General features: G+C 72.5%; 28 protein-coding genes. 9 read left to right on the top strand and 19 right to left on the bottom strand.

Annotation, left to right across the window (positions count from 1 at the left end):
* Nucleotides 1–552: 552 nt before the first annotated feature.
* The 4 genes from ACZ7JZ_RS33945 to ACZ7JZ_RS33930 all read left to right on the top strand — a co-directional run bounded on the left by ACZ7JZ_RS33945 (nt 553) and on the right by ACZ7JZ_RS33930 (nt 2,536).
* Nucleotides 553–1,053, top strand: coding sequence for an RICIN domain-containing protein (locus tag ACZ7JZ_RS33945; RefSeq protein ID WP_470946446.1), 501 nt, complete (start codon nt 553–555; stop codon nt 1,051–1,053).
* A 304-nt stretch (nt 1,054–1,357) separates the two neighbouring features.
* Nucleotides 1,358–1,603, top strand: coding sequence for a hypothetical protein (locus ACZ7JZ_RS33940; protein WP_470946440.1), 246 nt, complete (start codon nt 1,358–1,360; stop codon nt 1,601–1,603).
* Between the two features lie 353 nt (nt 1,604–1,956).
* A complete protein-coding gene (locus ACZ7JZ_RS33935; RefSeq protein ID WP_470946437.1) occupies nt 1,957–2,163 on the top strand; it encodes a hypothetical protein in 207 nt (68 codons plus the stop codon).
* A 73-nt stretch (nt 2,164–2,236) separates the two neighbouring features.
* A complete protein-coding gene (locus tag ACZ7JZ_RS33930) occupies nt 2,237–2,536 on the top strand; it encodes a hypothetical protein (RefSeq protein WP_470946435.1) in 300 nt (99 codons plus the stop codon).
* Nucleotides 2,537–2,837: 301 nt separating this feature from the next.
* Here the strand turns inward: ACZ7JZ_RS33930 and ACZ7JZ_RS33925 are convergent, their stop codons facing one another.
* The 4 genes from ACZ7JZ_RS33925 to ACZ7JZ_RS33910 all read right to left on the bottom strand — a co-directional run bounded on the left by ACZ7JZ_RS33925 (nt 2,838) and on the right by ACZ7JZ_RS33910 (nt 6,080).
* Entirely contained in the window at nt 2,838–2,969 is a 132-nt protein-coding gene (locus tag ACZ7JZ_RS33925) for a hypothetical protein (protein ID WP_470946432.1), read from the bottom strand.
* 370 nt (nt 2,970–3,339) lie between these two features.
* Complete coding sequence (locus ACZ7JZ_RS33920) at nt 3,340–3,573, bottom strand: helix-turn-helix domain-containing protein (RefSeq protein WP_470946443.1); 234 nt, start codon at nt 3,571–3,573, stop codon at nt 3,340–3,342.
* Between the two features lie 227 nt (nt 3,574–3,800).
* The gene (locus ACZ7JZ_RS33915) at nt 3,801–4,385 is read right to left on the bottom strand and encodes an RNA polymerase sigma factor (RefSeq protein ID WP_470946430.1); all 585 of its coding nucleotides are present in this window, start codon (nt 4,383–4,385) and stop codon (nt 3,801–3,803) included.
* Nucleotides 4,386–4,766: 381 nt separating this feature from the next.
* The gene (locus ACZ7JZ_RS33910; RefSeq protein ID WP_470946427.1) at nt 4,767–6,080 is read right to left on the bottom strand and encodes a hypothetical protein; all 1,314 of its coding nucleotides are present in this window, start codon (nt 6,078–6,080) and stop codon (nt 4,767–4,769) included.
* A gap of 568 nt (nt 6,081–6,648) precedes the next feature.
* Between ACZ7JZ_RS33910 and ACZ7JZ_RS33905 the strand changes: the two genes are divergently transcribed.
* Complete coding sequence (locus ACZ7JZ_RS33905) at nt 6,649–6,942, top strand: hypothetical protein (RefSeq protein WP_470946424.1); 294 nt, start codon at nt 6,649–6,651, stop codon at nt 6,940–6,942.
* A gap of 587 nt (nt 6,943–7,529) precedes the next feature.
* On the opposite strand, the gene ACZ7JZ_RS33900 is transcribed toward ACZ7JZ_RS33905, so the two are convergent.
* The 5 genes from ACZ7JZ_RS33900 to ACZ7JZ_RS33880 form a co-directional block, all read right to left on the bottom strand.
* Nucleotides 7,530–8,321 (bottom strand): helix-turn-helix transcriptional regulator, encoded by a 792-nt coding sequence (locus ACZ7JZ_RS33900; RefSeq protein WP_470946423.1) that lies wholly within the window; start codon nt 8,319–8,321, stop codon nt 7,530–7,532.
* A 17-nt stretch (nt 8,322–8,338) separates the two neighbouring features.
* A complete protein-coding gene (locus ACZ7JZ_RS33895) occupies nt 8,339–8,632 on the bottom strand; it encodes a hypothetical protein (RefSeq protein ID WP_470946420.1) in 294 nt (97 codons plus the stop codon).
* A gap of 657 nt (nt 8,633–9,289) precedes the next feature.
* The gene (gene tpg / locus ACZ7JZ_RS33890; protein ID WP_470946419.1) at nt 9,290–9,844 is read right to left on the bottom strand and encodes a telomere-protecting terminal protein Tpg; all 555 of its coding nucleotides are present in this window, start codon (nt 9,842–9,844) and stop codon (nt 9,290–9,292) included.
* Between the two features lie 102 nt (nt 9,845–9,946).
* Nucleotides 9,947–10,276, bottom strand: coding sequence for a hypothetical protein (locus ACZ7JZ_RS33885; RefSeq protein ID WP_470946417.1), 330 nt, complete (start codon nt 10,274–10,276; stop codon nt 9,947–9,949).
* A 201-nt stretch (nt 10,277–10,477) separates the two neighbouring features.
* Nucleotides 10,478–10,753 carry a hypothetical protein gene (locus ACZ7JZ_RS33880; RefSeq protein ID WP_470946415.1) on the bottom strand — a complete coding sequence of 92 codons (276 nt, stop codon included), beginning with the start codon at nt 10,751–10,753 and terminating at the stop codon, nt 10,478–10,480.
* 139 nt (nt 10,754–10,892) lie between these two features.
* Between ACZ7JZ_RS33880 and ACZ7JZ_RS33875 the strand changes: the two genes are divergently transcribed.
* Complete coding sequence (locus tag ACZ7JZ_RS33875) at nt 10,893–11,078, top strand: hypothetical protein (RefSeq protein ID WP_470946413.1); 186 nt, start codon at nt 10,893–10,895, stop codon at nt 11,076–11,078.
* Nucleotides 11,079–11,083: 5 nt separating this feature from the next.
* Nucleotides 11,084–11,416 (top strand): DUF6233 domain-containing protein, encoded by a 333-nt coding sequence (locus tag ACZ7JZ_RS33870; RefSeq protein WP_470946411.1) that lies wholly within the window; start codon nt 11,084–11,086, stop codon nt 11,414–11,416.
* A 103-nt stretch (nt 11,417–11,519) separates the two neighbouring features.
* Here ACZ7JZ_RS33870 and ACZ7JZ_RS33865 read toward each other — a convergent pair whose 3' ends face one another.
* Nucleotides 11,520–11,732 (bottom strand): hypothetical protein, encoded by a 213-nt coding sequence (locus tag ACZ7JZ_RS33865; RefSeq protein WP_470946408.1) that lies wholly within the window; start codon nt 11,730–11,732, stop codon nt 11,520–11,522.
* Entirely contained in the window at nt 11,729–12,118 is a 390-nt protein-coding gene (locus ACZ7JZ_RS33860; RefSeq protein ID WP_470946405.1) for a hypothetical protein, read from the bottom strand. Before ACZ7JZ_RS33860 ends, ACZ7JZ_RS33865 begins: the two co-directional genes overlap by 4 nt.
* Nucleotides 12,119–12,266: 148 nt before the next feature.
* Here ACZ7JZ_RS33860 and ACZ7JZ_RS33855 point away from each other — a divergent pair, with 148 nt between their 5' ends.
* Both ACZ7JZ_RS33855 and ACZ7JZ_RS33850 read left to right on the top strand, forming a co-directional pair.
* Nucleotides 12,267–13,439 (top strand): helix-turn-helix domain-containing protein, encoded by a 1,173-nt coding sequence (locus tag ACZ7JZ_RS33855; protein WP_470946402.1) that lies wholly within the window; start codon nt 12,267–12,269, stop codon nt 13,437–13,439.
* Nucleotides 13,440–13,441: 2 nt separating this feature from the next.
* Nucleotides 13,442–13,888 carry a GNAT family N-acetyltransferase gene (locus ACZ7JZ_RS33850; protein ID WP_470946400.1) on the top strand — a complete coding sequence of 149 codons (447 nt, stop codon included), beginning with the start codon at nt 13,442–13,444 and terminating at the stop codon, nt 13,886–13,888.
* Between the two features lie 30 nt (nt 13,889–13,918).
* Here the strand turns inward: ACZ7JZ_RS33850 and ACZ7JZ_RS33845 are convergent, their stop codons facing one another.
* Genes ACZ7JZ_RS33845 through ACZ7JZ_RS33810 form a run of 8 tightly spaced genes read right to left on the bottom strand, consistent with a single transcriptional unit; the run spans nt 13,919 to nt 22,496 of the window.
* Entirely contained in the window at nt 13,919–14,755 is an 837-nt protein-coding gene (locus ACZ7JZ_RS33845; RefSeq protein ID WP_470946397.1) for a hypothetical protein, read from the bottom strand.
* On the bottom strand, nt 14,752–15,942 hold the full coding sequence (locus tag ACZ7JZ_RS33840) for an NlpC/P60 family protein (protein WP_470946394.1): 1,191 nt from the start codon (nt 15,940–15,942) through the stop codon (nt 14,752–14,754). The genes ACZ7JZ_RS33845 and ACZ7JZ_RS33840 overlap by 4 nt, the downstream gene beginning before the upstream one ends.
* Nucleotides 15,942–16,676, bottom strand: a complete 735-nt coding sequence (locus tag ACZ7JZ_RS33835) for a hypothetical protein (protein WP_470946392.1) — start codon at nt 16,674–16,676, stop codon at nt 15,942–15,944. The genes ACZ7JZ_RS33840 and ACZ7JZ_RS33835 overlap by 1 nt, the downstream gene beginning before the upstream one ends.
* Before the next feature lie 16 nt (nt 16,677–16,692).
* Nucleotides 16,693–18,654, bottom strand: a complete 1,962-nt coding sequence (locus ACZ7JZ_RS33830) for a hypothetical protein (protein WP_470946390.1) — start codon at nt 18,652–18,654, stop codon at nt 16,693–16,695.
* On the bottom strand, nt 18,651–19,172 hold the full coding sequence (locus tag ACZ7JZ_RS33825; protein ID WP_470946389.1) for a hypothetical protein: 522 nt from the start codon (nt 19,170–19,172) through the stop codon (nt 18,651–18,653). The genes ACZ7JZ_RS33830 and ACZ7JZ_RS33825 overlap by 4 nt, the downstream gene beginning before the upstream one ends.
* The gene (locus tag ACZ7JZ_RS33820; RefSeq protein ID WP_470946388.1) at nt 19,169–21,697 is read right to left on the bottom strand and encodes an ATP-binding protein; all 2,529 of its coding nucleotides are present in this window, start codon (nt 21,695–21,697) and stop codon (nt 19,169–19,171) included. The genes ACZ7JZ_RS33825 and ACZ7JZ_RS33820 overlap by 4 nt, the downstream gene beginning before the upstream one ends.
* A complete protein-coding gene (locus ACZ7JZ_RS33815; protein WP_470946386.1) occupies nt 21,694–22,263 on the bottom strand; it encodes a hypothetical protein in 570 nt (189 codons plus the stop codon). Before ACZ7JZ_RS33815 ends, ACZ7JZ_RS33820 begins: the two co-directional genes overlap by 4 nt.
* Nucleotides 22,263–22,496 carry a hypothetical protein gene (locus ACZ7JZ_RS33810; protein ID WP_470946383.1) on the bottom strand — a complete coding sequence of 78 codons (234 nt, stop codon included), beginning with the start codon at nt 22,494–22,496 and terminating at the stop codon, nt 22,263–22,265. The genes ACZ7JZ_RS33815 and ACZ7JZ_RS33810 overlap by 1 nt, the downstream gene beginning before the upstream one ends.
* Nucleotides 22,497–22,518 lie beyond the last annotated feature (22 nt).

The raw sequence follows: 22,518 nt of genomic DNA, 5'->3' as shown, positions 1-22,518 counted from the left end.
CCCGCGGAGCGGGACCCCCAGCGCTGCGCGCTGGGGAGGGACGGCCGACCGCTGCGCGGCCGGTGACGGAGCGTAGGCCCCGCGCGTTGCGCGGGGCGAGGCCGGCGCCCGCTTCGCGGGCTTTGGCCTCGGGGTCTTCCGCTTCGCTCCAGACCCCGCTGCGCTCCACCCCGAATGGCCTGCTTCGCAGGCCGCCGTGACTCTGTTTCACGGGATCCGGGCCTGCGGCCCGTTGGGTGGGTCCGCTCCGCTCCCCCATCCGGGTCCTTCCGGCTTCGCCTCCAGGACCAGCCCGCTCGACTCGCAAGCCTTGGCGCCACCTGGGAAGGTGCTCTACAAAAATTGAAATGAGGTGATTTGCAATGAATCCACTGACCGCAAGAAGTCGCCTACTTCCCAAAAACACCCCCACCACTCGCCACTTACAAGATATAATAAACCCATTCAGATCTAATAGCTTTAATCATCGGCGACTGAATCCACATCGCTGACTCAAGGAGCCATCCCGTGCGCCGAATTATACCCGTAGTCGCTGCACTCTCGGCAATCTTCATGCTCAACTTCATTCACCCGGAAATCGCCCATGCATCCCGCCGTTATTACTCTAAGGAATCCATCGAAAACAGCCTTGGCGGGGGGCATTATTTGTGCGCAACCCCGAAGGGGAACTCGACAAAGGCGGGCACTATCGTAACCGCATGGAAGTGCGCCCCGGGAGAGGGGCATTACGTCCAATGGTGGCATACAGAACCCCTTCATGGCTCAATTGAGACGACTAGAATTGTTCACAGCGCCAGCGAATTGTGCTTGACCCCGCAAGGGGATGCGTACGATACAAACGGCGCAGTCCTCACCTTGTGGCCCTGTAACGAGAATGCCATTTCGCAGCAATTTGAACCGGCGGGATGGGATTCAGTTCTAACGCCACCGGGGCTCTACACAATATACGGACATAAATTCATCACCATCAAGGGGAGTGAACCTAAAGAGGGAGCCTACCTCACCCTCTGGGAAAAAAATCAGGGACACATTGCCCAAAATTGGATCTGGTAAATAGAAATTCCCGGTGCGATCTCTCGGATAGGCGTCAGTTTGCCGCGTGCACGAATGAGGAGTGACGATCATCGGCCGCACCGCGAACAGGAGCAGGAGTGGGTCGCCGCTCCCGATTGCAGCCCACAGCAAGCGTGCAGCTTGAGGGCGTAACCAGTGGGGCACGCTAGTTGGCGTGCCCCACTGTCTGCTGCCGCTATGCCAGGGGGCAGTCGCCCCTGGATGACCGCGAGCAACTGAGCGCGCCAGTCAGCGATCTCATCAGCGGGACCAAGCCCGTGGCCGGGGGGCTCACCGGCCGACTGTGCATCGCCCTCCCACCTACCTGTGGGAGCCGCTGCACCGCGGGGTCTACTGGACGAACCTGGCCCACGTACGCGCCCTGGAGGCGTGGACGCACCGGTGGGGGCCCGGCCCCGCCGCCGGCGGTCGCGCCGCCCTGCCCGAGGCCCTGGACGAACGGGCCCGGCACGCCGCCCACATCACCACCACCGGCGACATCATCCGCACCGCACTCGAACGAACCGTGCGCAACCACACGAGTCGCTGAACGTACGTCAGAAACCACACACAGCAGGCAAAAAGAGACAATAAGTCTCTTTTGAGAGATCTATGGTCTCTTCCCATGTCTGATCTTGAGGCGGCCCGGTGGTACTGCCCCCGAGAATCCTCCGGGCACCGGGCCTCACCCACACGCGCCATATCGGTACGGGCTACCCACACCCTAACTAGCCGGCTGCTACCGCCAGCCCGTCGGCGAAACAGCGGTACCTCCGCCACCGTCACACCCAGCCGGAGCCGCTTGAACGGCAGCGGTGGCGGTAGACCCCGCCCCGGTCCACCGCGCGGTCCGCGCTCACCTTCGCACGGTGACCGGCAGGACGGTCCAGCGTTGTGCCGGACGTGACCCTTGACGATCTGCACGACGACATGCTCGCCGCCGACTTCGACACCACCGAAGCACCCCGCCTCGCACTCCTCACCCGTACCGAGGCGTTGGTGACCCTGGCCGTCCTCGAAGCCGCCGCCAAGACCTCCGACGACGAGGGCGTCCGCTGCGCAGCCCGCGAAGTCCAAAGCCGCCTCGGACGACGACTCCCCAGCCCCTGACCCCGTACGGACGGGCAGCAGACGCCGTCCGGATCAGGTGGCCGCCGCGGCGGCCAGGGCGATGTTCACGGGTTTGGGAGGCACCCGCCGCGTCGAGCGGGACTGGGTCGCCTGCACCGACTGCTCGAGCCGCGTGGAACACGTCCTGCTCACACACGGCCAGGTCCGCGACTACGAACTGCCGGCGGTCGCGGGAAAGGCAGGCGACCCCCGCCGGCCGGGCTTCGCCCGCCGGTACGGGCTCGACCCCGGTCGGCCCGTGCAGTGGGAGGCCGAGGCGCTCGACCCGGCCGAGCTCGAAGAACGGCAACGGCGGCGCCTGAGGACCTGCGCCAAGGCATGGCCGCCGAACCGCCGGCCGGACCGTGAATGACCCCCAATGATCAAGGGACCGGGCCGCGCGAAGGCTCCCGACGTCCCCCCGGAACGGCCTGCTCCGCAGGCCGGGGTGACCCCCGCGTCCACCGGGATGCATCCCGTCAGAATGCATTCCGGGCAGATGCATTTCGGTAAGCTTCATGTGTCACTGCTGCGTTCTCCACCATGACGCAGCGAAGGGTCCGACCCGGCTGGAACCAGGTCAGACCCTCCGTGCAGGGGCGAAGCTACTGGGCCCGGCCGTCTAGATCTCGGCCGGGCTCACTGCTGAGCCAGCCACGCCCGGGAACAGCACATCATCCGATGCTCTGCACCACCCACTCCACCAGCTTGACGAGCACCGGCACGAGCACGGACCAGTCGATCAACGCCTGCACGATCGACAGGCGCTTCTCTTCCCGGTCCTTCTCCCGTATCCCGTTCGCCATCCAGTACCTCCAAATGCTCCCGAACACCCCATCAGGTGGGGACTCCGTCGAAGACCGACGAAGCGTCAGCAGGGGGAGCACTTCGAAGCACCGCCAGTCTAGGGCCGGTTGAAGCCCAAGTCGGATCAGGGAACACAACTTGCGGGTGGACACGCCGATACAACCACTAGATCTTGGGTTGCCCCGCATTTGGGACGGCCCGCGTGTCACGGGACGCGTGGGGCCGCAGTCAGGCGGGTGCGATGCCATCGTGGAAGGCCTGCCCACCGCCTCCCACCAGCCTTCCGCCCTCGAACCGGGGTTCAGCGCGCAGGCCCGTTCGGGCCCCCTTCGACGCACGGACCATGGGAGCGTCGGGCGAACTTCGCGGTCAGGCCCGTTCACCACGCTCTTGGAGCGAGACAAGTCCGTCCAGGGTCTCCCGCAGGTACTCGTGTACCGCGTTCTCCGGAACCCGGAAGGAGCGGCCGACTCTGATCGCGGGAAGGTGGCCGTTGTGCACCAAGCGGTACACGGTCATCTTCGAGACACGCATCACCGAGGCGACCTCAGCGACGGTCAAGAACTCGTCATCATCGAGTGGCCGACCTCGCCCATACTCCATGTCCGTAGCGCGCGACGGCGGGCGGTGCTCCGTCCGTACGGCAGGCACGGCATCTTCCACCACGGGCTGCTGCCCGGGGTCGGCTTCCTCCTCCATCCAGGCGAGGAAGTACCGCTTGTGCCGAGCCAGGGCCACCTCGTCCACGGATACGACTGCTTCGATCTGGTGCAGCAGGTTGGCGACCATGGTGTCCGGGTCGATGGAGCTGCTGCGGCCCTCGCGGTCCGTCATGCTCGCTTCTCCTTCCGCTCCCGCAGGGTGCCGGCTTCTGTCAGGTCTTCGTCGGCGTGCCTGCCCAAGGCCTGCCGCAGCGTCTTGCGAGCGCTGGATACGTGCTTTCGCACCTGGGACTGCCCGATGCCGAGGATCTGGGAGATGTACATGGCCGACTGCTGCTCGAAGAAGTAGAGCACCGCGACCCTCATACACGCAGGCGGGAGGTCACGCACGACGGCCCAGCACCGTTCGAGTTCATCGCAAGCAATGACAGCGTCGGCGGGGTCGGGGCAGTCGTGGTGGTAAAGACGTGTTAGGTCCGGCTCCAAGTCCGTCCACTTGACTTCCCGCCGCACGTCGTCCACCCACATGTTGCGGCAGGTTCTGCGCAGCCACTTGCGGCGCCCCTCCGCATCACGGCTGCCCACTTCATCCCATGCCAGGGCTGCCGCCATGAACACCCGTTGCACCAGGTCCTCCGCGCCTGCTTTGTCGTTCAAGCTCCGCACCAGGGCGAACCTCAGGAGGCCGGCCGCTTCCCGATCCCACAGTTCAGCGACCTGGTGCCGCGCCTGCTCTGGAATGCGCTGCGTCACCCCCGCCCCCTGTCCCTGTCTGCCCGTGACAAGCTGCCGGTGACGACTTGCGTGGCCGACCCCCCTCGGCCCTGGCCCTGCACCACGTCGGGCCCAGCCGGAACCTTCCGAACCAGCGCGAAGTGAGTGGCCCTCCGCTGCCGTTCAGTGAGCGCCGCCGCAGCCGCTGTGGCTACGGCGAGCAGAGTTGCCGTCACCCACACTTCGCCCTCCCCAGGGAGCGGCCCCAGCCACCCCATCGCGTCAACGCCGAGAACCTTCACACCATGTAGTCGAACGGCACGCCCTAAGCGCTGCCTCAATCCAGGAAGATCTTTTAGCGCGTACGTCGAGCAGCGCCCCGGCAGGACGAGCCGCCGGGGCGCACACGAGTCCAGGGCGCTACCCGTGATCCACAGGGACCGCAGCAGGGCTCTGCAACTCTGCACAGCGGATCCCACCCGCCGGGTGCCACTCCATAGCGGGTGCGGCACTGTCGCCGTGCTCGGGGCAGTGGCGGGCGGGAACGATACCGCCGCAGTCCTGCGGCGTGCACCGGCAGTCCGCGCCCGGGGCGTACGGGAGCGCGTGACGTGCCCGGCCGGCTTCCCCGCGCAGACCCGCCCGCCACGACAGGGCCACCCACACCCGCCCGCGGCCCCCGTCATGACGACCCGTCAGCCGGCCATCGCCCGGGACCGCGAGGGCGGTCCGCCCCGGAACAGTGAGGCTGCGGACGGCGATCCCCGACGGGCCCTCCCCGAGGGCGACCAGGGCCTCGGCCTCAGCGGCGGTCACCCACCCGTCCACGGACTCCGTACCCTCCGCATCCTCGACGGTGGACAGCAGCGGGTCGTCCACCCGGACGGTACGGGTACCGCCACCCGCCTGGCGGACCACCAGGACCGCAGACGCGACGGTGTGCGTGATCCGGATCTTGCCGTGGGCCAGCAGCCACGCCACAACCTCCCCGGGGTCGAACAGTGGCGACGCCACCGTGCCGCCCGCGGCAGACGGGAAGTCGTCGTGGCGGCGGCGCCAGTTCACGACGGCGGCCCGGCCCACCCGCGCGATCCGTGCAACCGCGGCGAGCGTCACCTCCGGCCGCCCCACCACCGGCTCCAGCCCCGCCAGGGGTGAGCGGCGCCCGGCGCCGAAGCGGCGCACCTTCCGCCAGTCCACCCCCGGGTGGACCACCGGGAGAAGGGCGACGTCCTCGGCGCGGAACCACGGCACCCGGGCCTCGCCGCCGCGGTCCCGGCCGAAGTCCACCGTGGTGGTACGGGCCGGGCGCAGCCACCCGAGGCGTACGGCGTGATCAATCTCCGTACGGCGCGCGCCGAGGCGCACGGCGGCCTGGTCGGGGCCGAGGAGGGTGTGGCGGTCGAGGAGGGCGGGCAGGTCCCGGCGGCGGGCAAGCGCGGCGACCTGGTCCGCGTGCACGTCCGGGGTGGCCGGGTCGCCGCCGAGGCGCAGGAGGTAGCCGGCCGCGGCGAGGTCGCCTACGGCCGTCGCGGTGACGGCCGGCCGGTAGAGCGGGAGCGGATCCCCCAGCGCCCTGGTCAGCCGCTCCGCCGCGTCGAACGCGGAGACCAGGTGGAGTGCGGCGCGTACGCCCTCGGCATCCACCCCCGCCACCACCTCCGCGGCCCAACCGCCGTCCGGGCCCGGGGCGGGAACGGAGGCGGTGGCCACCGCCCACCGCCACGCACCCACCGGCACCCCCAACCGCGCCGCCACCTCACGCTCACCCAACACCGCTCGCGCTGCCGTCTGCGCACCCGTCACGGAACACACCCCAATCGCACCTCGGCGGCCCGCCTACCGGGCCGCGCCGAGGACATGCCTAAGAACCACAAAACGTGTCAATAGCCTTGAATTGGCGCCGAATTGGTGCAGGACCGCACAAATCGCCTACGCGTATGCGAGGCACGGATTCACTCCTGCGGGGGCGCGCCCGGCGCCCGGCCCACCGCGGCCTCGGAACGGCCCCGGCGCATTGCCTCGCCGACGTACCGCCGCAGGCCATAGATCGGCACCACGGACCACAGATCCAGCCCTCTCGCGGGCCCGGATTCCTATCCCGCACACCCCGGCACCCCGCACCGGGACACCCGCCCGCACCTGCCGCCTGCGCATTCCCCGCAGGCGTCGACACAGCGCCGACGCCCAAGGGGGCCGGCTGAAACACGCCCCCGGCACGGGGCCGGCCCGAGCACCCGACCTGAACCCCTCGCCCCCGACAGCGCCGGGGGCGACACCGTGCTACCCGAAGGAGACCCACGTGCCGACGTACGAGACCCTGCCGCGCGCCGCCGCCGACCTCCGCCGCCTCACCCCCGCCCAGCGCGCCCGCTTCCACCGGACCGTGGTGGGCGCCTTTGTCCCCGACCTGCGCACCGGGCGCTTCCGCCGAGGCCTGCGCATCAAAGCCGTACGGTCCGCCGGCGGCGGGATCTTCGAGCTGACGTGGGCGCCCGACGGGCGCGCCACCTGGTCGTACGGCCGTGGGCGCACCCGCGGCCCGCACATCGTCTGGCGCCGGATCGGCAGCCACCACATCCTCCACCGCCCCTGACCGGCCGCCAGGCCGGCAGGGCCGACGGCGGCCCGGCCGCGGGGTCAGCCGGCGCCGTCGAGGAGGTCGAGCATCCGGCAGCGGGCCGCCGCCGCGACGCCCGCCCCGGGCCAACCCGTCGAGGAAGACCGCTACGCCGTCCCCGGAGACCAGGGCGCGCAGCACGGCGCGGTCGGCCTGGTCCAGCTGCGGCCACTCCCCGGCCGTACGGGCCACCTCCGCCGCGATCTCCCGGATCCGGAGCGCGTGCTGGGCGCACCACGCCTCCCGGGTCCGGCAACGTGCCTCGGCGAGGCGCTGCCGGTAGGCGTCCGTCCCGCCGGGACCGGGAGCAGCAGGGGGTGCGGTGGTGGTCACGGCTGACCAACCGGACCGTGCCCTTCAGGGACACGTTCACGTTGTCGATATCCGTGAACTCGGCAAGCTCTGGAAGTTGGCCTTGCCGGAGCCGGGTTACTGAGGAGTCGTCCGCCTGTCGGCAGCGACCGGGCGGCGTGCTCCAGGCCCGGAGCACGCCGCCCCAAGGTCGCCAACACCACGGCTGGTCGGCTCCCAGGAGCCAATCGATGAGGAACAGGTACTGGCCGTCAGCCCTGGAGCCACTTCCCGGCCTGCGGGCGTTCCAACGCCTTCAGACGTCGCCAGGCGTACACCCAGTCCTCGGTGTCACGGATCCCGCAGACCTTCAAGAAGGTCATGCACCACCGCATCGGCGGGATCTTGCCGCTGCAACGGGCCTTCTCCACGTTCAACGCGTCGCTGGTCGTCGAGCGCTTCAGGACGCCGCCGCTGGCGGACTCCAGCTGACGCATCGACAGCGCGCCCGCCCACACGTGCACCGCACCGAGCATCTCCACAAAGTCGACCGGCGTAGAGATCAACAAGGGGTCCGGCTTGCCGGCCTGCGACACCCAGGGAACAACGATGCGGCCTTCGGTTACCGTCGCGGTCTTCGGCTGGACTGCAGGGGGCCCGTAGTGGGCAGCAGAACGCTTCTGAGTGGGCACCGGCTCCGGCAGAGACGGGTGCCGGTTCTGCCGCAGAGCCGCAAGCAGCGTGGACTTCATCCGCTCGTCCGGCGTCATGGCACGGGTCTCGATCATCTTGATGGTCCCGACGGACAACCCGGACCGGCGGGCTAGCTCCTGAAACGTCATCCCCCTCTGCTTCCGCTCCTGCCGCAGGGCTCCCGCGAAACCGCCTCCCGCCTCCCGTTCTTCGGACAACCGGTCCAGACTGGTAAGGACCCTGCGACGAGCAGTATCCGAGAGGGGCATTGTGCCCGCTTCCACGCGGGCGAGGGCCGACACGGTGACGCCGGACTTGTCGGACAGCTGCCGGAGGCTGATCCCCGACCGGCGGCGCTGCTCGGCAAGCATCTCTCCGAAGGGGTCTCTCATCGGACGTCACCACCCTGGACGCCCGTGCGCAGGGTGCGGACGAACGTGAGGGAGGGCTCGCGCAGCAGGTCGACAAGGACTGCGGCGACAACGGCGCCGATCACCTCAACACGGTGACCACCCACGTACAGCCAGATCAGACCCAGGACCACGCCGCTGACGCCCAGCATGCGGGCGGCACCCGCAAAGCCGAAGGAACGGGGTACGGCGGGGGCAATCACGCACCCCTGGAAGGCCGGCGCGGGCGGCTGGAGAATCCAGCCGCGCCCCGGCACGTTGAGCCACAACATGAAGCCACTCCTGACGAAATGAGAGCCCGGACGGATGAAACAGGGGTTCGCAGCCCCTACACACCACCGACGGCGGCGGGTGCAGCTCCAGGATGAAGCACCCGCACCCGCGGCCTCAACCGACCTTGTCAGCAGCGGAGTTCTCCACCACCAACCGGAACCCGACCCTCCAGCGCTCGGCTGTCCGAAGCGTCGAATCCGGAACGCCTGCGGCCGTCCGCAGGCGTCCGAGAGTCACTCATCCAGGTGGATGCAATCCCGCTCCCATCCGAGCCAGCACACGGCATCACCCCACGTCACACCCATCGTCCTCGCCCAGCATCCGTCCGAGACCGTCCGAGGATGTCCGGGAGCGTCCGAAGCCGTCCGAGGACCCTGCCCACCACGGCCCTACTAGCCCATGGTTGTCCGAGAGTCGCTCCGCAGCCCGGACGGCTTCCAGGGGTTCCGTTCGCAGCGGACCACCCCGCGATCGTGACGCAGATCACACGTCTGCGACGTGGCCCGTGTCCCCCGGACACGGGCCACAAGCATGTAGGAGACCGGCAACGGCGACGTCAAGGGCTGCGAGGGAGCTGAAGATCCGGCAGCAGCCCCGAAACCGGTAGCGGCGCAGGGCCCTGGGGCCATCACGACCGAACCATCGGACAGCGCGCCCTACAGGGACACGTCCACGTAGTCGATGTCCGTGAACTCCACCAGCAGACCGGATGCCCTGCTTCCGCCGTCGCGGAAGTACATGTCCTGCAACCCCTCCGCGGCGAGCCGCTGCAACTCGGCCTCGGCGGCGTCGGCTTCCTGCGCGGCGAGGAGCCGGGCGGCCGTCTGGGGCGGGAAGTGCTGGGTGATCCGCCGCATCCGCCCGTCGTCGGTGGTCCCGGGGGCGGCGGTGAACCCGAAGCGGGCCCGGGTCTCGATGACCAGGCCGGTGCTCTTCGCGGCGCGGTTGCGGGCGCGCCTGCGGACCAGGGGCTGCCACCGGCGCCGCACCTCCGCCCCCATGCGTGACGCAAGGTCGGGGCGGGGGGTCCTGATCTGGTCTTTGACGTACCGCTCCACGGTGCGCTGCGAGATGCCGAGCAGCACGGCCACGGCGCGCGTGGTCTTCTCCTGCCGTACGAGGTAGCGCATCTGCGCGCCTGCGGACTTCGGGGGCGGCCGTGTGAAAGCCGCCTCGGCGGCGCGGTCGAGGCTGTCTCCGATGATCCCCACAGGACTCCCCTGTCTGCTGCCGGGTGCCGCTCACGTTCGGGGCGGCACCCGGCATCCTGGCCTATCCGGCCGGGGTGTACGTCACCGGCGCGGGTCCCGGGGTCAGTGGGAGCGGGTGCAGGTCAGCAGCGACCCGTCCGCCGCAGACGCACACGCACGGATCCGGACCCCCGGGCCGTCGTACTCCCACACCGGCCCCGTCGTGATCAGCGGCCACCCCACCGTGTCGGTGTACGACGGCGGTGCAACCCGGGTGCGCACCTTCCGTGGCGGGCCGCCGTTCTTGCGGACCTCCAGCCAGAGCCGCCCCCGTTGGGGGACCCACGCCAGCCCCTTGGCGTGGTCGTGGCCCCGGTGCTTCTTCACCTGGAGCCACACCGTGATGCCGACCTCGTCAGGGTCGCGCGGGGCGACTTGCAGACAGGTGTGCACCTCCCGGACCTGATCACACCGGCTGTGCTCCACCCTCGGCCCCGCGCCGGCAGTCCCGCCCGCACCCACCGACACCACCACCGCAACCACCAAGACGGCCGCCATCCCTCGCATACCCATGCCCGCCCAACCGCGGCACCAGCAGCTCCGGCACGGCGGCCCCGCCTCCTCCACCCCAACAGGCGACCCGCGGGCCGCGCCTCACGGCACGTCGCCCTCCCACACCCACACCCCTGCCGGGCCGCCGTCCTGCGGCCCGTACAGGGACCGGCCGCCCTCGTAGACGCCCGCCTCCGCAATCAGGGCCGCGCCCTCCGCCCGCTCCGCCGGCGCCAGCGCGGACACATCGAGCAGCCGCCCGTCCAGCGGCCCACCCACCAACTCCACGTACGCGTGCCCCGGCCGCGGACCCGGATCCGGATCCTCACGATCCGCCCCGTACACCCGCCGCCCCGCCCACCGCTCCCGACCGTCCATGCACCCCACCCTGCCCGCCCCGCAGAACCCACCGGGCCCGATTCCCCCGAACAGCAGCCGACCCGACGCGCCGACCGGGTAACTAGGAGAAGAATTCGAACACGTGCTCCAATTAAAGTCTCACCTGAGGAGCACCGCCATGACCACCCCCACCACCCCCGCACCGGCCCCCACAGCCCGCCCGCAGGCGCCCCTGCCCGCCCCGACCGCCAGCCAGCTCGGCCCGTGCACGCGCTGCCACGCCCAGACCAGGCGCTACGGCTCCCACGCCTCACCGCTGTGCGAGGCCTGCCAGGCCTGGCACCGGGAAACCTACGGCTGCTGACCACCGTGTCCGTACTGCCGCCCGACCGCCCCCGGCTCCAGACCCCCGTCACCTACCTCCGCGGCGAGCTGGGCCGCGCGGAGAAGGCCCTGGCCGCCGCCGAGGCCAGCGAGGCCGCCGCCGTCCGGCAGCGCGCCGCCGCGGAGCCGCCCCCCTGGCTCGTCGAGCACGGGATAGGCGCCAGCAGGCTCCCCGTCCGCATCCACACCGGCGACTGCTGGGACCGCGGCAAGCGCACCGGCCCGGTCACCGCGGACCAGGCCCGCAGGCTGCTGGCCGACGGCGTCCCCGCCTGTATCCACTGCCGCCCCGACACCCTGCTCGGCGTGCTGGACTGAGCGGGCACCCGGCAGGGAGCCGGGGCTCACCGGCCCCCGTAGGCGAGGGCCCCGATCAGCCCCGCCAGAACGGCGATGTACAGCACCTGACCGGCCCTCCCGCTCACCGCGGCCCGCCGCCCTGCGGCCGGGGGCAGGAGTACACCCTCGTGTCCAGCACGTGCACCCCGGACCGGCCCTCGATCACGCCCCGGTCCACCGCCCCCGAGCGCAGCAGCCGGCCGCAGATGCAGCACGCCCGGCCCGCCGACTGGTCCCACGTCAGATCCACCAGTGCGGGCAGGGGGGCGAGGTGGCAAGCGGATACGGCGGTCACGGCCTGCCCCCCGGCGGGAGGGGCGGCAGGCCGGCCCTCCCGACGAACACGGGCGTCCGCCGGCCCGCCCGGATCTCCCCGAGAGTGCGCAGCGTCCGGGCCAGGGCGCGGCAGTGCATCCACGGGCCGAACGGGCCCGCCTCGGGCCCGGCCTCGGTCAAGGCGTCCCAGTCGGCGGCGGCCTGGCCGCCGGACGTGCCCTCGAACCCGCCGCGCAGGGTGTGTCCGTGGTGGAGCAGTCCGGCTGTCAGGGCCTGTACGGCCTCGGGGCCGGGGTCGCGCTGCAACGGTCTGAGCGCGTCCTCGATGAGATCGGAGAGGGGGGCGGGGGCGTCGGGGGCGGGGCCGGGGCCGGGACGGGGGCCGGTGGGGGGTGGGGTGGGCACGTGCGAACTCCTCGGCGGCAGCAGGCGATTTGGGCCTTTCTCGGTAGCCTTTCCTGTACGCACCGTGATGTGGAGGCGGCGCGTGTCCGCAGCTGTCCGCAGCCGTGCGGACGTGCGCACCGGCCGTGCCGGGAGAGGGTGACCCCAGGTGGACGAGTCCTTCGGGCAGGCGCTGCGCCGGCTGCGCGGCAGCCGCTCGCTGCGGGACGTCGCGCAGCTCGCCGCGTGCGGCAAGTCGTATGTGCACGATCTTGAGCGGGGGCGGCGGCGGCCGACTCCGGAGACGGCCGCCGCGCTCGACCGGGCGCTCGGGGCCGGCGGCGCCCTGGCCGCGCTCGCCGCACCCGGGCAGGGGGTGGGCCGGACGATCCTGGCCGGGGCGGACGCGCTCCAGCGGGGGCTGCTGGACGTGCTCGCCGAGGGGCCGATGACCGGCGCCGCCGTGGCCGACTGGGCTTTCACGGTGGACCGGCACGCCAGGGCCACCCGCCACCAGGGCGAAGCCCTGCTCCTGGCCGACCTTCTCGGAGACTTCACGGACCTGCGGCGGGTCCTCGCCCGTCCGCAGCCCGCCCCCGTGCGCCGGGAGTTGACCGTGGTCGCGGCGCACCTGTCCGGGCTCGTGGCCCTGACCCTGCTGCGGATGGGGGACGGGCGGGCCCGGTCCTGGTGGCGGACCGGGCGCGCGGCCGCCGCGGCCGCCGAGGACCCGGCCGCCCTGTCCTGGGTGTACGCCCAGGAGTCCTACCAGGCCTACTACAGCGGAGACCTCCCCGGAGCGGTCGCCCTCGCCGCGCGGGCGCAGCAGCTCGCCGGCCGCCTGCCCTGCGTCGGGCCCGCCCTCGCCGCACCCCTCGAAGCCCGCGCCCTCGCGCGCCTCGGCCGCGCCGAGGACGTCCACCAGGCCCTCGCCCGCGCGGAGACGGCCCTCGCCCGGCTCCCCGAGCACGCCCGGTGCTCCAGCGCACTCGGATACGACGAAGCGCAGTACCGCTTCCACGCGGGGAATGCGTGGACGCACCTCGGCCAGACCGGCCGGGCCGCCGCCGAGCACGCGCAGGCGCTGCGCCTCTACCCCGCTGCCGAGGTCACCGACCGGGCCCTCGTGCTGATGGACACGGCGATGTGCGCCGCCGCCGACCGCGACCCCGCCAGAGCCGCCGCCCTCGCACTGGACACCCTCGCGGGCCTTCCCCCCGGCCACAGCCGCGCCCTGATCACCTACCGGGCCCGCGAAGTCGCCGCTAGCGTGGCGGCGCACGCACTGCCCGAGGTACGGGCGCTGCGCGAGGCACTGGCCGAGGACGAACCGGAGGAGTAGAGGTGCAGATCAGCGAGGCGACCGCGGCGGACATCGAGGTGATCTCCACGATCCTCGGAGAGATCGAGGAGTACTACGGCGGCGCCCCGGCCCCCGGCAACCCGGAGCAGATCCGGGCCGCGCTCTTCGGGCCGCAGCCCGCCGCTACCGTCCTCCTCGCCCGCGACGACGACGGCGACGTGCTCGGGCTCGCGTCGTACACATGGCTGTGGCCTGCCGCCGGCGCCGACACCAGCCTGTACCTGAAGGAGCTCTACGTGCGGACCGGCGCCCGGCGCCGGGGAGTCGCCCGCGCCCTGATGGACACCCTCCACACCACCGCCCGCGCCGCCGGCGCCTCCCGCGTCGAGTGGACCGCCGACCGCGACAACCCCGCCGCCCTCGCGCTCTACCAGGCCCTCGGCGTACAGCCCCGAGACGGCAAGGTCTTCTACCGGACCACGGTGTAACGGCTCCCGCGGCGCCGGTCGCTTCGGTCGCTACACGGTCAACCCCGGGTCTACAGACACCCGGGCACGGCGAGCCCAGCTGAGGACACCTGCGCGCAGGACGTCCTCCCCGAGGATCGCGAGCATCCCCGCCAGAGCATCGGCCGTGTCCCGCGCACCCGCCGGATCCTCCACCACGAGGAGCCGCCAGAGGGCATGTGCATTGCGGGCCGCGCGCACCGTGTCCGCCTCGGGGAGGGCGCGGGCGGCCTGTCGGCGCAGGGCGGTGGTCACCAGCAGCTCGGTAGTGCCGCGCAAGTCGGTGCGCTGGCACAGCGTCAGCCAGGCGCGGGCCGTCAGAACCGTGACGGCCGCCGGGTGCCGCGGACCGCATTCGGCTTCGAGCTGCACCTCCAGGCGGTGCGCGAGGACGACCGCGGCCGGCAGGTCCCCGGCCGCGTGCGCGGCCCACACCTGCGCCCACGCGGGCCGGTACGCCTCGGGCACCAGGTCGGCGGGCGCGCCCGTACGGGCCGGGGCCGTCCTCGGCGGGAACGCCGGCATCGGCGGCGGAGGGGTGGCGGGCGGGCGGGGCGGCAGTACGGGGTGTGCAGGTACGTCGTGCACGGTGCCGTCGGGGCAGACGATCACGCACCACGGCAGGGGCAACCCCGGCTCGACGGCGCGAGCCCGTACGGGGCGGGCGGCGTACGCGGCGCGCACGCGCAGCTCGGCGCGGCCGGCCACCCGCAGCTCGTCCGTGCTCGCGCTGGTCGCGATGGTCTCGCCGTCGAGGGTGAGCACCAGGCGGTCACCCTCGGGGGCGGGGCTGATCATCAGGGTGTAGAGCGGCTCGGCCGGCACGTCGTCCAGGTCGGCGGGCATCATGCCCCCTTCGGGAAATATGGGGGCGCCCAACCAACATAGCGGGCACCCCATTTTGATTCGATGTCAGACGCAGGGATGACATCCACATATCCCGGCCGCCGCACGTCATTACTGACGACCATTCCGCCGCCGAGGTATACGGCCACGTGACCGTGGACATTTCCGGTCTCCCAGTACATGAGCGCTCCGGGCGGTACATCCCGGCTTCCCGGATTTTTCATGTGGGCGGGCATGGCACGGTAATGGGTAATGGCAGACCCGACTCCGGCAGCACGCCATCCGTAGACACGCGCCGAGAACTCGAGGCACCGTTGCCACCAGCGCTTTTCATTCAGTGCGGGCTGGCTCCTCGCCCACCGGATCGCGTCCTCGGTCGAGCGGCGGTTCTTCACCTCGGCGGGCCAGCCGGCTTCGGCGTCATGGAAGGCGGCGCCTGCCGTGGCGTCCTCACCCTGGCAGCGGTCCGGGACGAGCGGTAGACCCTCGGCGCGAGGGTCCTCCGGGCTGCTCGGCTGGGCCCATTCCGGCCGGTCGCCGCTCATGGAGCCGAGGCGGCGAAGGTCGATGCCTGCGGTACGGGCGACCGCTTCGGCCTGGCCCCGCCGGGTGGCATACAGGTCAGGAAAGGCCGAGCGCTGTACCCGCTGCGCGGCTGCGCCCGGCTCCAGCATGTGCCAGGACGGGATATCCACCAGGCCAGGCGGACGGCCCGAATTTCCGCCGTAGAAAAGCCCGGCAGACGTCGGGGGGTGAGTGATTTCTGCGGGCGTCCCCCACCCTTGCGAGGGGCGCTGCTGAAACAGTCCGAGAGAATCGCGGTCCCCGTGTTTCAGATTTTGCAGGCCGCTTTCCTGTAAGCCGGTCATGAGGGCGATGAGCGATGCCCGACCCGGGAGTCCTCGTTTCTGGGCTACCTCGTCGATGATTTTGGCGTGGTAAACCTGCTGGGCGAGGATCGAGGCGGGTACGGCATCGAGGGCCACCGGGTCCGGCAGGCCCGAAATCTCGCAGCCTTGCCTTTGTCCTTTCGCGTCGGCGGCCTGCTTGGCGGCACCGGCGATCAGGGTGCTCGCGCCGAGGCCGAGCATCCCGAGCACGGCGACCACTGCCCCGACGGCGGCTGCCTTGGCGAGGAGCGGGGACCCGGCGCTGGTGGCGGCGGCCTCTGCGACGTCGCGGGCGTCCACTAGAGCCCCAGCACTCGGGAGACCCGCCACCCTGCGGTGGTGCGGGTGATCTCCACCCGCAGCTCCTCGGTGCGGCGGCTGGTCTCGTACCCGGTGACGTCCACCGAGGCCGCGACCTTGCGCCAGACCTGGGCCGGGTTGTCGGGGGGCAGGTCCGGTCCGGCCGGGCGTACGGCAACGGCCGTGACGCGGGTGGCCTCCCCACGGCTGACCTGTCGCCCCCACCCCGGCGGCGGCTGCGCGGTCAGATTGCGCGTCAGGTCCTTCGTCGCCCACGGCGCGGCCCGCCGGACGCAGGCCCGGTGTGTCTGGTCCGCGAGGGGGTCCCGGCTCAGGAAGGCCCGTGTCCAGACCTCGGCGATGTCGCCGGGGGTGGCGTCGGCCGGGACCTCGGGCGCGGGGGGTGGCGGTGCCGGTGCGGGTGGGGGCGCGACAGTGGCCGAGGGGGCGGTGGCGGGCCGGTCGTCGTCTGCGCCGGGCCGCCCGCCGCACCGGGAAAGGACGCCGAGGGCCAGGAGCAGGAGCACGACCAGGAGCAGCGCGGCGGGGTGGACGGGGCGGGCGCGTACGGCGGTGAGGGCGGCGGCCCGCTGTTGGCGGGCGTCCCGGCGGCGGGTGCGGCGCCACCGCCGCCGGGACGTGCCCGGCGGCGGTTCGTCCCCGTCCGGCAGGGCGGCGAGGAGCGCCCGCCAGTCCGGGGCCGGTCCGTCGGGGCCGGGGTGGCGCTGTGGCATAGGGGGTGTCACTCCGTCAGGGGCGCGGCGGGGGCGGGGGGTAGCGGCGTGCGGTCCGCGGCCGCGGGGTGGGCGGCTGGGGGAGCGTGGGCTGTACCCATCGCGAGGGGGCTGGGGGTTGGGTGGACCTGCGCGCCGTGCCCTGGGGGCGGGGGCGGGCCGTGCGGGCGGGCGGGGTGACCGGGGCTGCGGTCGGGCCGGGCCCCGAGCGGGCGGCGGGCATGGTCGGTGTGGCGGTCCGGGCCTGTGGGCCGGGGCCGGCCGGGGCGGGGATCGTCCCCGCCGTCGGCGCTGCACCCTGTCCTGAGCGCGGGGTGGCCGGGGCCTTGGTCGGTGTGCCGGCGAGGGCGGGACTGCCGGTCCGGCCTGTGCGGCGGCCTGCCGCGGCAAGGGTGGCGCCGGGTCCGGTGCCGCCTGGTCCGGGGCCGCGCCCGGGGCCGCGGCCGGTCGCGGGGCCGGGGCGGGGCGGCCGGTTGCCGGGGGGTGTGGGGGTCGGCGGCGGTGGCGGGGCGGGCGGACGTGGCAGGGCTCGGCGCGGTGGGGCGGGTGGTCGGTGTCGGCGTTCGACTGCGTCTCCGATCCGGTGGGAGAGTCGGGCCGGGGCTCGAAGCGCTCGGCCGGCGTGCTTGCTCAGGCCGCGGGAGGCCATCGCGCCGAGTAGGGCGCCCGCGCCGATGCCACCGGTCGGTCCGGCGCCGCCGACGATGCCGGTCAGGACGGTGCGGTACTTGAAGGCGGCGACGGCGCCCGTGAGGGAGAGGGCGGAGCAGCCGAGCCATCCGTAGGTGGGCATGGCCAGGGCCGTGACCATCTGGATGATCATGACGGCGCCTGCGGTCAGGGTGGTGATGGCGGACTGCATCACGGTCCCCACGAGGGCGTCCACCCAGCGCACCCCCCATGCCCGGGGGCGGCCGGGGATCACCCACAGGGCAGCGAAGACGGGCCCCACGACCAGGAGGAAGAGGGCGGCCATCATTGCGGTGATGCTGCCCAGCAGGAGCAGGACGAGCAGGATCCCGAAGGCCAGGGCGACGGGGACGGCGACCACCAGGACGCCGGCCCGTTCCAGGGGCCGGTGCCCTTGCCGCCAGCTCTGCGACTCCGCCCCCACCTCCTCCTCGTCCACGTTCTCTTGCAGGTAGGTCTTGCGGGCTTCCTTGTCGGTGCCGTGGTCGAGGACGGCCCGGCCGTGCTTCTGGCACAGCTCCACCGACCCGAACTCGGCCAGGCACCACGGCAGGGCGACGTAGACGCGCCACACGGTGTCCGTGGCGCGGCGGGAGACCCGGTCTGCGGCGTCGCCGGTGTAGGCGGTGCGGTGGCCGAGGGCGAAGGGCATCTTCTCGATGCCGCTGCCGGCGCCGATGCCGGCGTCGGTGGCGGACATCGCGATCTCGGTGCCGATCATGCGGCCCTGGTCCACGCCGTCCACCCACAGCTTCGGGGTCTGGAGCAGGGTGGCTGCGGCCACCGCGGACACCAGGACCCATGCCAGGTCGGAGAACCCTCCGCCCTCCCCGCGCTGCGATTTGAGAAAGGCGACCAGCGCGCCGACGGCGAGGGCGGAGGGGAAGAGGCCGGCCATCACCGCCGCGGCGGATCCGCTGATCGCCCGTGTCAGGGGCCCTTGGATCTCGGGGAGGTCCGTCATCCCGAAGGTCCACCCCGCCAGGGTGGACACGGCGGCGCCGAGGGTGACCAGGACGACCATGAGCACGTCCGCGATCATGTGCAGCGCGGGGTCGAGGAAGTCGAAGTCCCCGAAGTCGCGGTCGAGGGACCAGGTCAGCAGGTCCGGGTAGGTCTCGAACATGGTGCCGCCGCCGCGCGGGGCGGGCGGCGCGGGGAGCAGCCCGCCGACCCCGTCGGGGTCGACGGTCTCGGCGTGTGCGGGTGCGGGGGTCACGGCGAGGGTGGTGGCCAGCGCGAGGAGGGGGAGGGCGAGGGTCCGGGCGCGTGGCAGACGTCGTGTCACCTGGCCTCCCGGGAGAGGGCGGAGGCGGCCGGGTCGGCCGCACGGGTCAGGTCGGAGTCCGCGACGTCCTCGCGCTGCTCCACCCACCAGAAGCCGCCGGCCTCGGTCATCCGCAGGGCGGTGTAGCTGGTGGTGGGCGGCTTTCCGGGCCAGGTCACAGTGTGGGTGGTGAGCACGCCCCAGCCCTGCGGGTGCCGGGAGGTGCCTGGTACGCGGGTGGGCGGGCGGTCCACGAGGACGGGCCCGATCGCCGGGCCGGAGGGGTCCGGCGCTTCGGGGGCGGTGTGGCGGCCGTGGCAGGCGGCGCGGCGGGCCGGTGCCATGAGGTTGCAGGCGGTGATCCAGTCGTCGGAGACCACCGCGCGCATGTAGGTGCGGGCTCGGTCGGCTGCGGCGGCGGCCGGCTCGGCGGCGGGCCCCGGGCGGGCGGCGGGGCCGTCGGTGCCGCATCCGGTGAGCAGAAGTGCGGCCGCCAGGGCGAGGGCGCTGCTCGGGCGGGCGGTCGGTCGGGGGGTCATGCGTGCACCTCGATGTCGGCGGGCTCCGCATCGGCGGCAGCGCGGGGGGAGGTGTCGAGGGTGTCGGCCAGCTCGGCCGTGGGGAGGTCCCACTGCACCGTGGCGGCGCCGAATCTCCGGTCGCGGATGATCGAGTGGCCGTAGCGGATCCCGTCGCCGTCCCCGAGGGCGAGGGAGCGGATCCGCTCCCTGGTCTCCGGGCCGACCGGCAGGCCGAGCAGCTCGGCGAGGGCATCGGCCTGCACGGGGGTGGTGAGCTGGAAGGCGACGACGACGGCGAGCTGCTCGACGACGCCGGGCAGCGCGAGAACGCCGGTCGCGTCCTGGGTGTCGAGTCCGAGGTGGACGCCGAGTGCGCGGCCGACCCGTGCGAGGTACTGGAGGAAGTGGCGGCCCTCGCTGGTGGACGTTAGGACGTGCACCTCGGGCACGAGGATCATTTTGGGGAGGGTGCGCAGGTCCGGGCGGCCGGCCGTCGTGATCCCCCATGCCAGGACGCTGTGCATCACGGCGACGGACAGGGCCTGCACCGAGGTCCAGTCGTCCCGCGTCGCTCCGACCTCGGGCAGGGACAGGCCGGCCATCTGCACGACCCACAGGCCCGGGTCCGTGGACAGCGGGGCGCGCTCAGCTGCCGGGCGGCCCATGAAGAGGCTGCCGTGCGCGGTCTGCGCCAGCTCCCACAGGGCGTCCCCGGTCGCGCGCGCGACCCCGTCCGCGGAGTCCCGCAGCCGCTCGATGACCTGCCACGTGGCCGGGTCAGGAGACGTGTCGATCACGAAGTTCACGGCGGCCTGTACGGCCGTCTCTGCGCCGGCCGCCCGCAGGTGCGCGGGCGTCACGAGGGAGAGCTGCGCCGGGACTTCGGCCCGTGCCGCGTCCCGGCCGGCCTCGGCCAGCAGCGGGATCAGGTCCGCGGCGCCCGCGTGCGCACGGCTCATCTGCACCAGCCGCGACGGCAGCCCGTACCGGCGGGCCGCCGCGGACACCCCTGCGAGGTCGCCCTTGAAGTCGAGGACCAGCACCCAGGCGCCTGCGTGCGCGGCGTCAAGCGCCGAGATCATGCCGGCGGTCGACTTGCCGCGCCCGGAGCGGCCGATGTAGGCGGTCGTCGTCGCGTCCTTACTGTGCCCGACCGGGGAGAGCCGCACCACCCCCGGGGTGGACCCGGTGAGGTAGCCGACGACGGGGCCGGCGTCGTCCCCGACCCGGGCACCGCCCCACCACCAGGCGCCGGCCAGGGCCTTCGTGTCGCGGACGTGGCCGAGGTCGGGGACGCGGAGCCGGTCCCCGGCCCAGGTCTCCAGCCACAGGGGCCGCTGCTCGTCCACGCCGACCTGCGCGGTGATCCCCATGTCCCCGAAGTGCGCCGCCACTGCGTCCACGCGGGCGCGCAGGTCCTCCAGGCCTGCGGTGCTGGTGACCACGAGGCGGGGGTGGTCCTCCACGAGGGAGGTCTCCTCACGCTCCAGGTCGGCGCGCAGGTCGGCCATTGCGGCCCCGGCATCGGTCATGACCTGCCCGGCGTCCCCGATCGAGTGCGCGGCCGCCGAGCGGGTCTGCTCCCGGGCCGCCTTCGCGACCTCGTCCGTACGGTCCATCGCCACCCGCTTGGGCATGACGCGCAGGCGCACCGAGGCCTCCGGGCTCACCGGGACCATCCGGCCCGCCGCGTCCGCGTCGCCCTGGCCGTCCTCGTCGTCGGGGGGCAGGTAGTACACCTCGGCCAGCGTCCGCAGCCACTCCCCCGGCCCCGGCACCGCCATCCGCTCCGGGAAGCCGACCAGCGTCAGCACGGACACCCACGCGCACACCTCGCCGGATGCGTCGACCATCCGCAGGTGGTCCGGGTACGGCAGGGCGCGCCCCTGGGTGAGCGCGGCGAGCGCGGCCCCGCTCACCAGCGGCCGGCGGGCCGCCGGGGCGGGGGCGCCGCGGTGCTGCTCCCGGGCGATCATCCATGCCAGCAGCTCGACCGGCGCCGGGGCGCACCGCCAGGGCGAGGACTCCAGCCGGCGGCCGAGCCTCCGCGCCGCCGCGTGCCACTCGGCGAGCTCCCGCTCCGGGACCCCCTGCCGGGAGACGCCCGCGGCGTCGGTGAGCCGCCGGGCGGGCGCCGGCTTGCGGGGGCCGAGCCGGACGCCGAGCAGTACGGTGCGGATCGGAAGGGCGATCTGGTCGAGGCGGGCGGCACGGTCGGCGGCCCACTGCCGCCAGTCGCCCGCGCAGTACAGCCCCTCGGCCTCGGCCTCGTAGTCGGCCGCCGAGTACGGCGACCACACCACCTTCAAGTGGACGTCCCGGCCGGCCAGCACGCCTGTGAGCGCGGTCTCCGCACGGTGCTGCTCCGCGGCGCGCTCCGCCTCGGACATCAAGTCGCTGTTGCTGGTCTCGCATGTCCACCAGGCCCACGCCTCGCCCTCGGTCAGTACGAGCGCGTCCGTGACCGCGGCGTACCGCGGCGGCGGCGCCGACCGCTCCCCCGCCACGCCCAGCAGCAACGTGACCTTGTCCAGCACGCTCACCCGCGCGCCCCCTTCACTCGGCGGCCGCGCCCGGCGGCCTTCACCAGGACGTCCGGCCCGTAGAGCCGGACCGTGTGCACCAGGTCCACCACCGGACCGGACGGCGGTACGGACCCGGCCCCGGCCGACCCGAGCCACCGCGCCGCCGTACGCGCGCCCACCAGCTGCACCAGGACCGGGGCGAGGGACTCCCACCGGTCCGCGCGGGGGATCCACTCCGAGCGGTGCACCGACACCCGGCCCCCGCAGACCACCGGCCGGTGGCCCCACACCTGGTAGTGCAGCCCCAGCACCCACACCGCCAGGACGCTGCGCCGGTCGCACCGCCGAGCCGGCCGCGCTCCCAGCACGGTGACCACCGTCGGCGGGAGGATGTAGAGCGTGATCCAGTGCAGGTTCGGGAGACCGACCAGCAGGAAAGCGAGACCGTCCCACAGGCCGAATACCAGCGCAGCCAAAAGCATCGTCCTGCGCGGAATCCCCTTGCCGAGGTCCAGGCCGAGCAGCTCGTACTGCCGCGGTTCGAGATTCCGGAAGTACGTGGTGTAGGTGGCGCCTTCGCGCATCAGCTCGACACGGCTTTCGCCAGGCCCGTGACCGTGGTCTGCGCCAGACCCGGCACCCACACGAACACCGCGCAGAAGATCGCAGAGCCGGTGAAGCTGAGCTTCTTACTGAAATCATCGTCCCATGAGAGCTTCACCGCCCTCACTGCAAGAGACGCCATGAGGATATTTCCGCACACGAGGAAAGCCAGATCCTTGATTCCGGATCCGTCGAAAACTGCGGCCAGCATCATTTCCCGTAGCTCCTTAGCTCGT

It is taken from the genome of Streptomyces sp. NPDC038213 (assembly GCF_055600495.1).
Note: the sequence above shows the minus strand (reverse complement) of the source record. Positions and strands in the feature narration are given on the sequence as shown.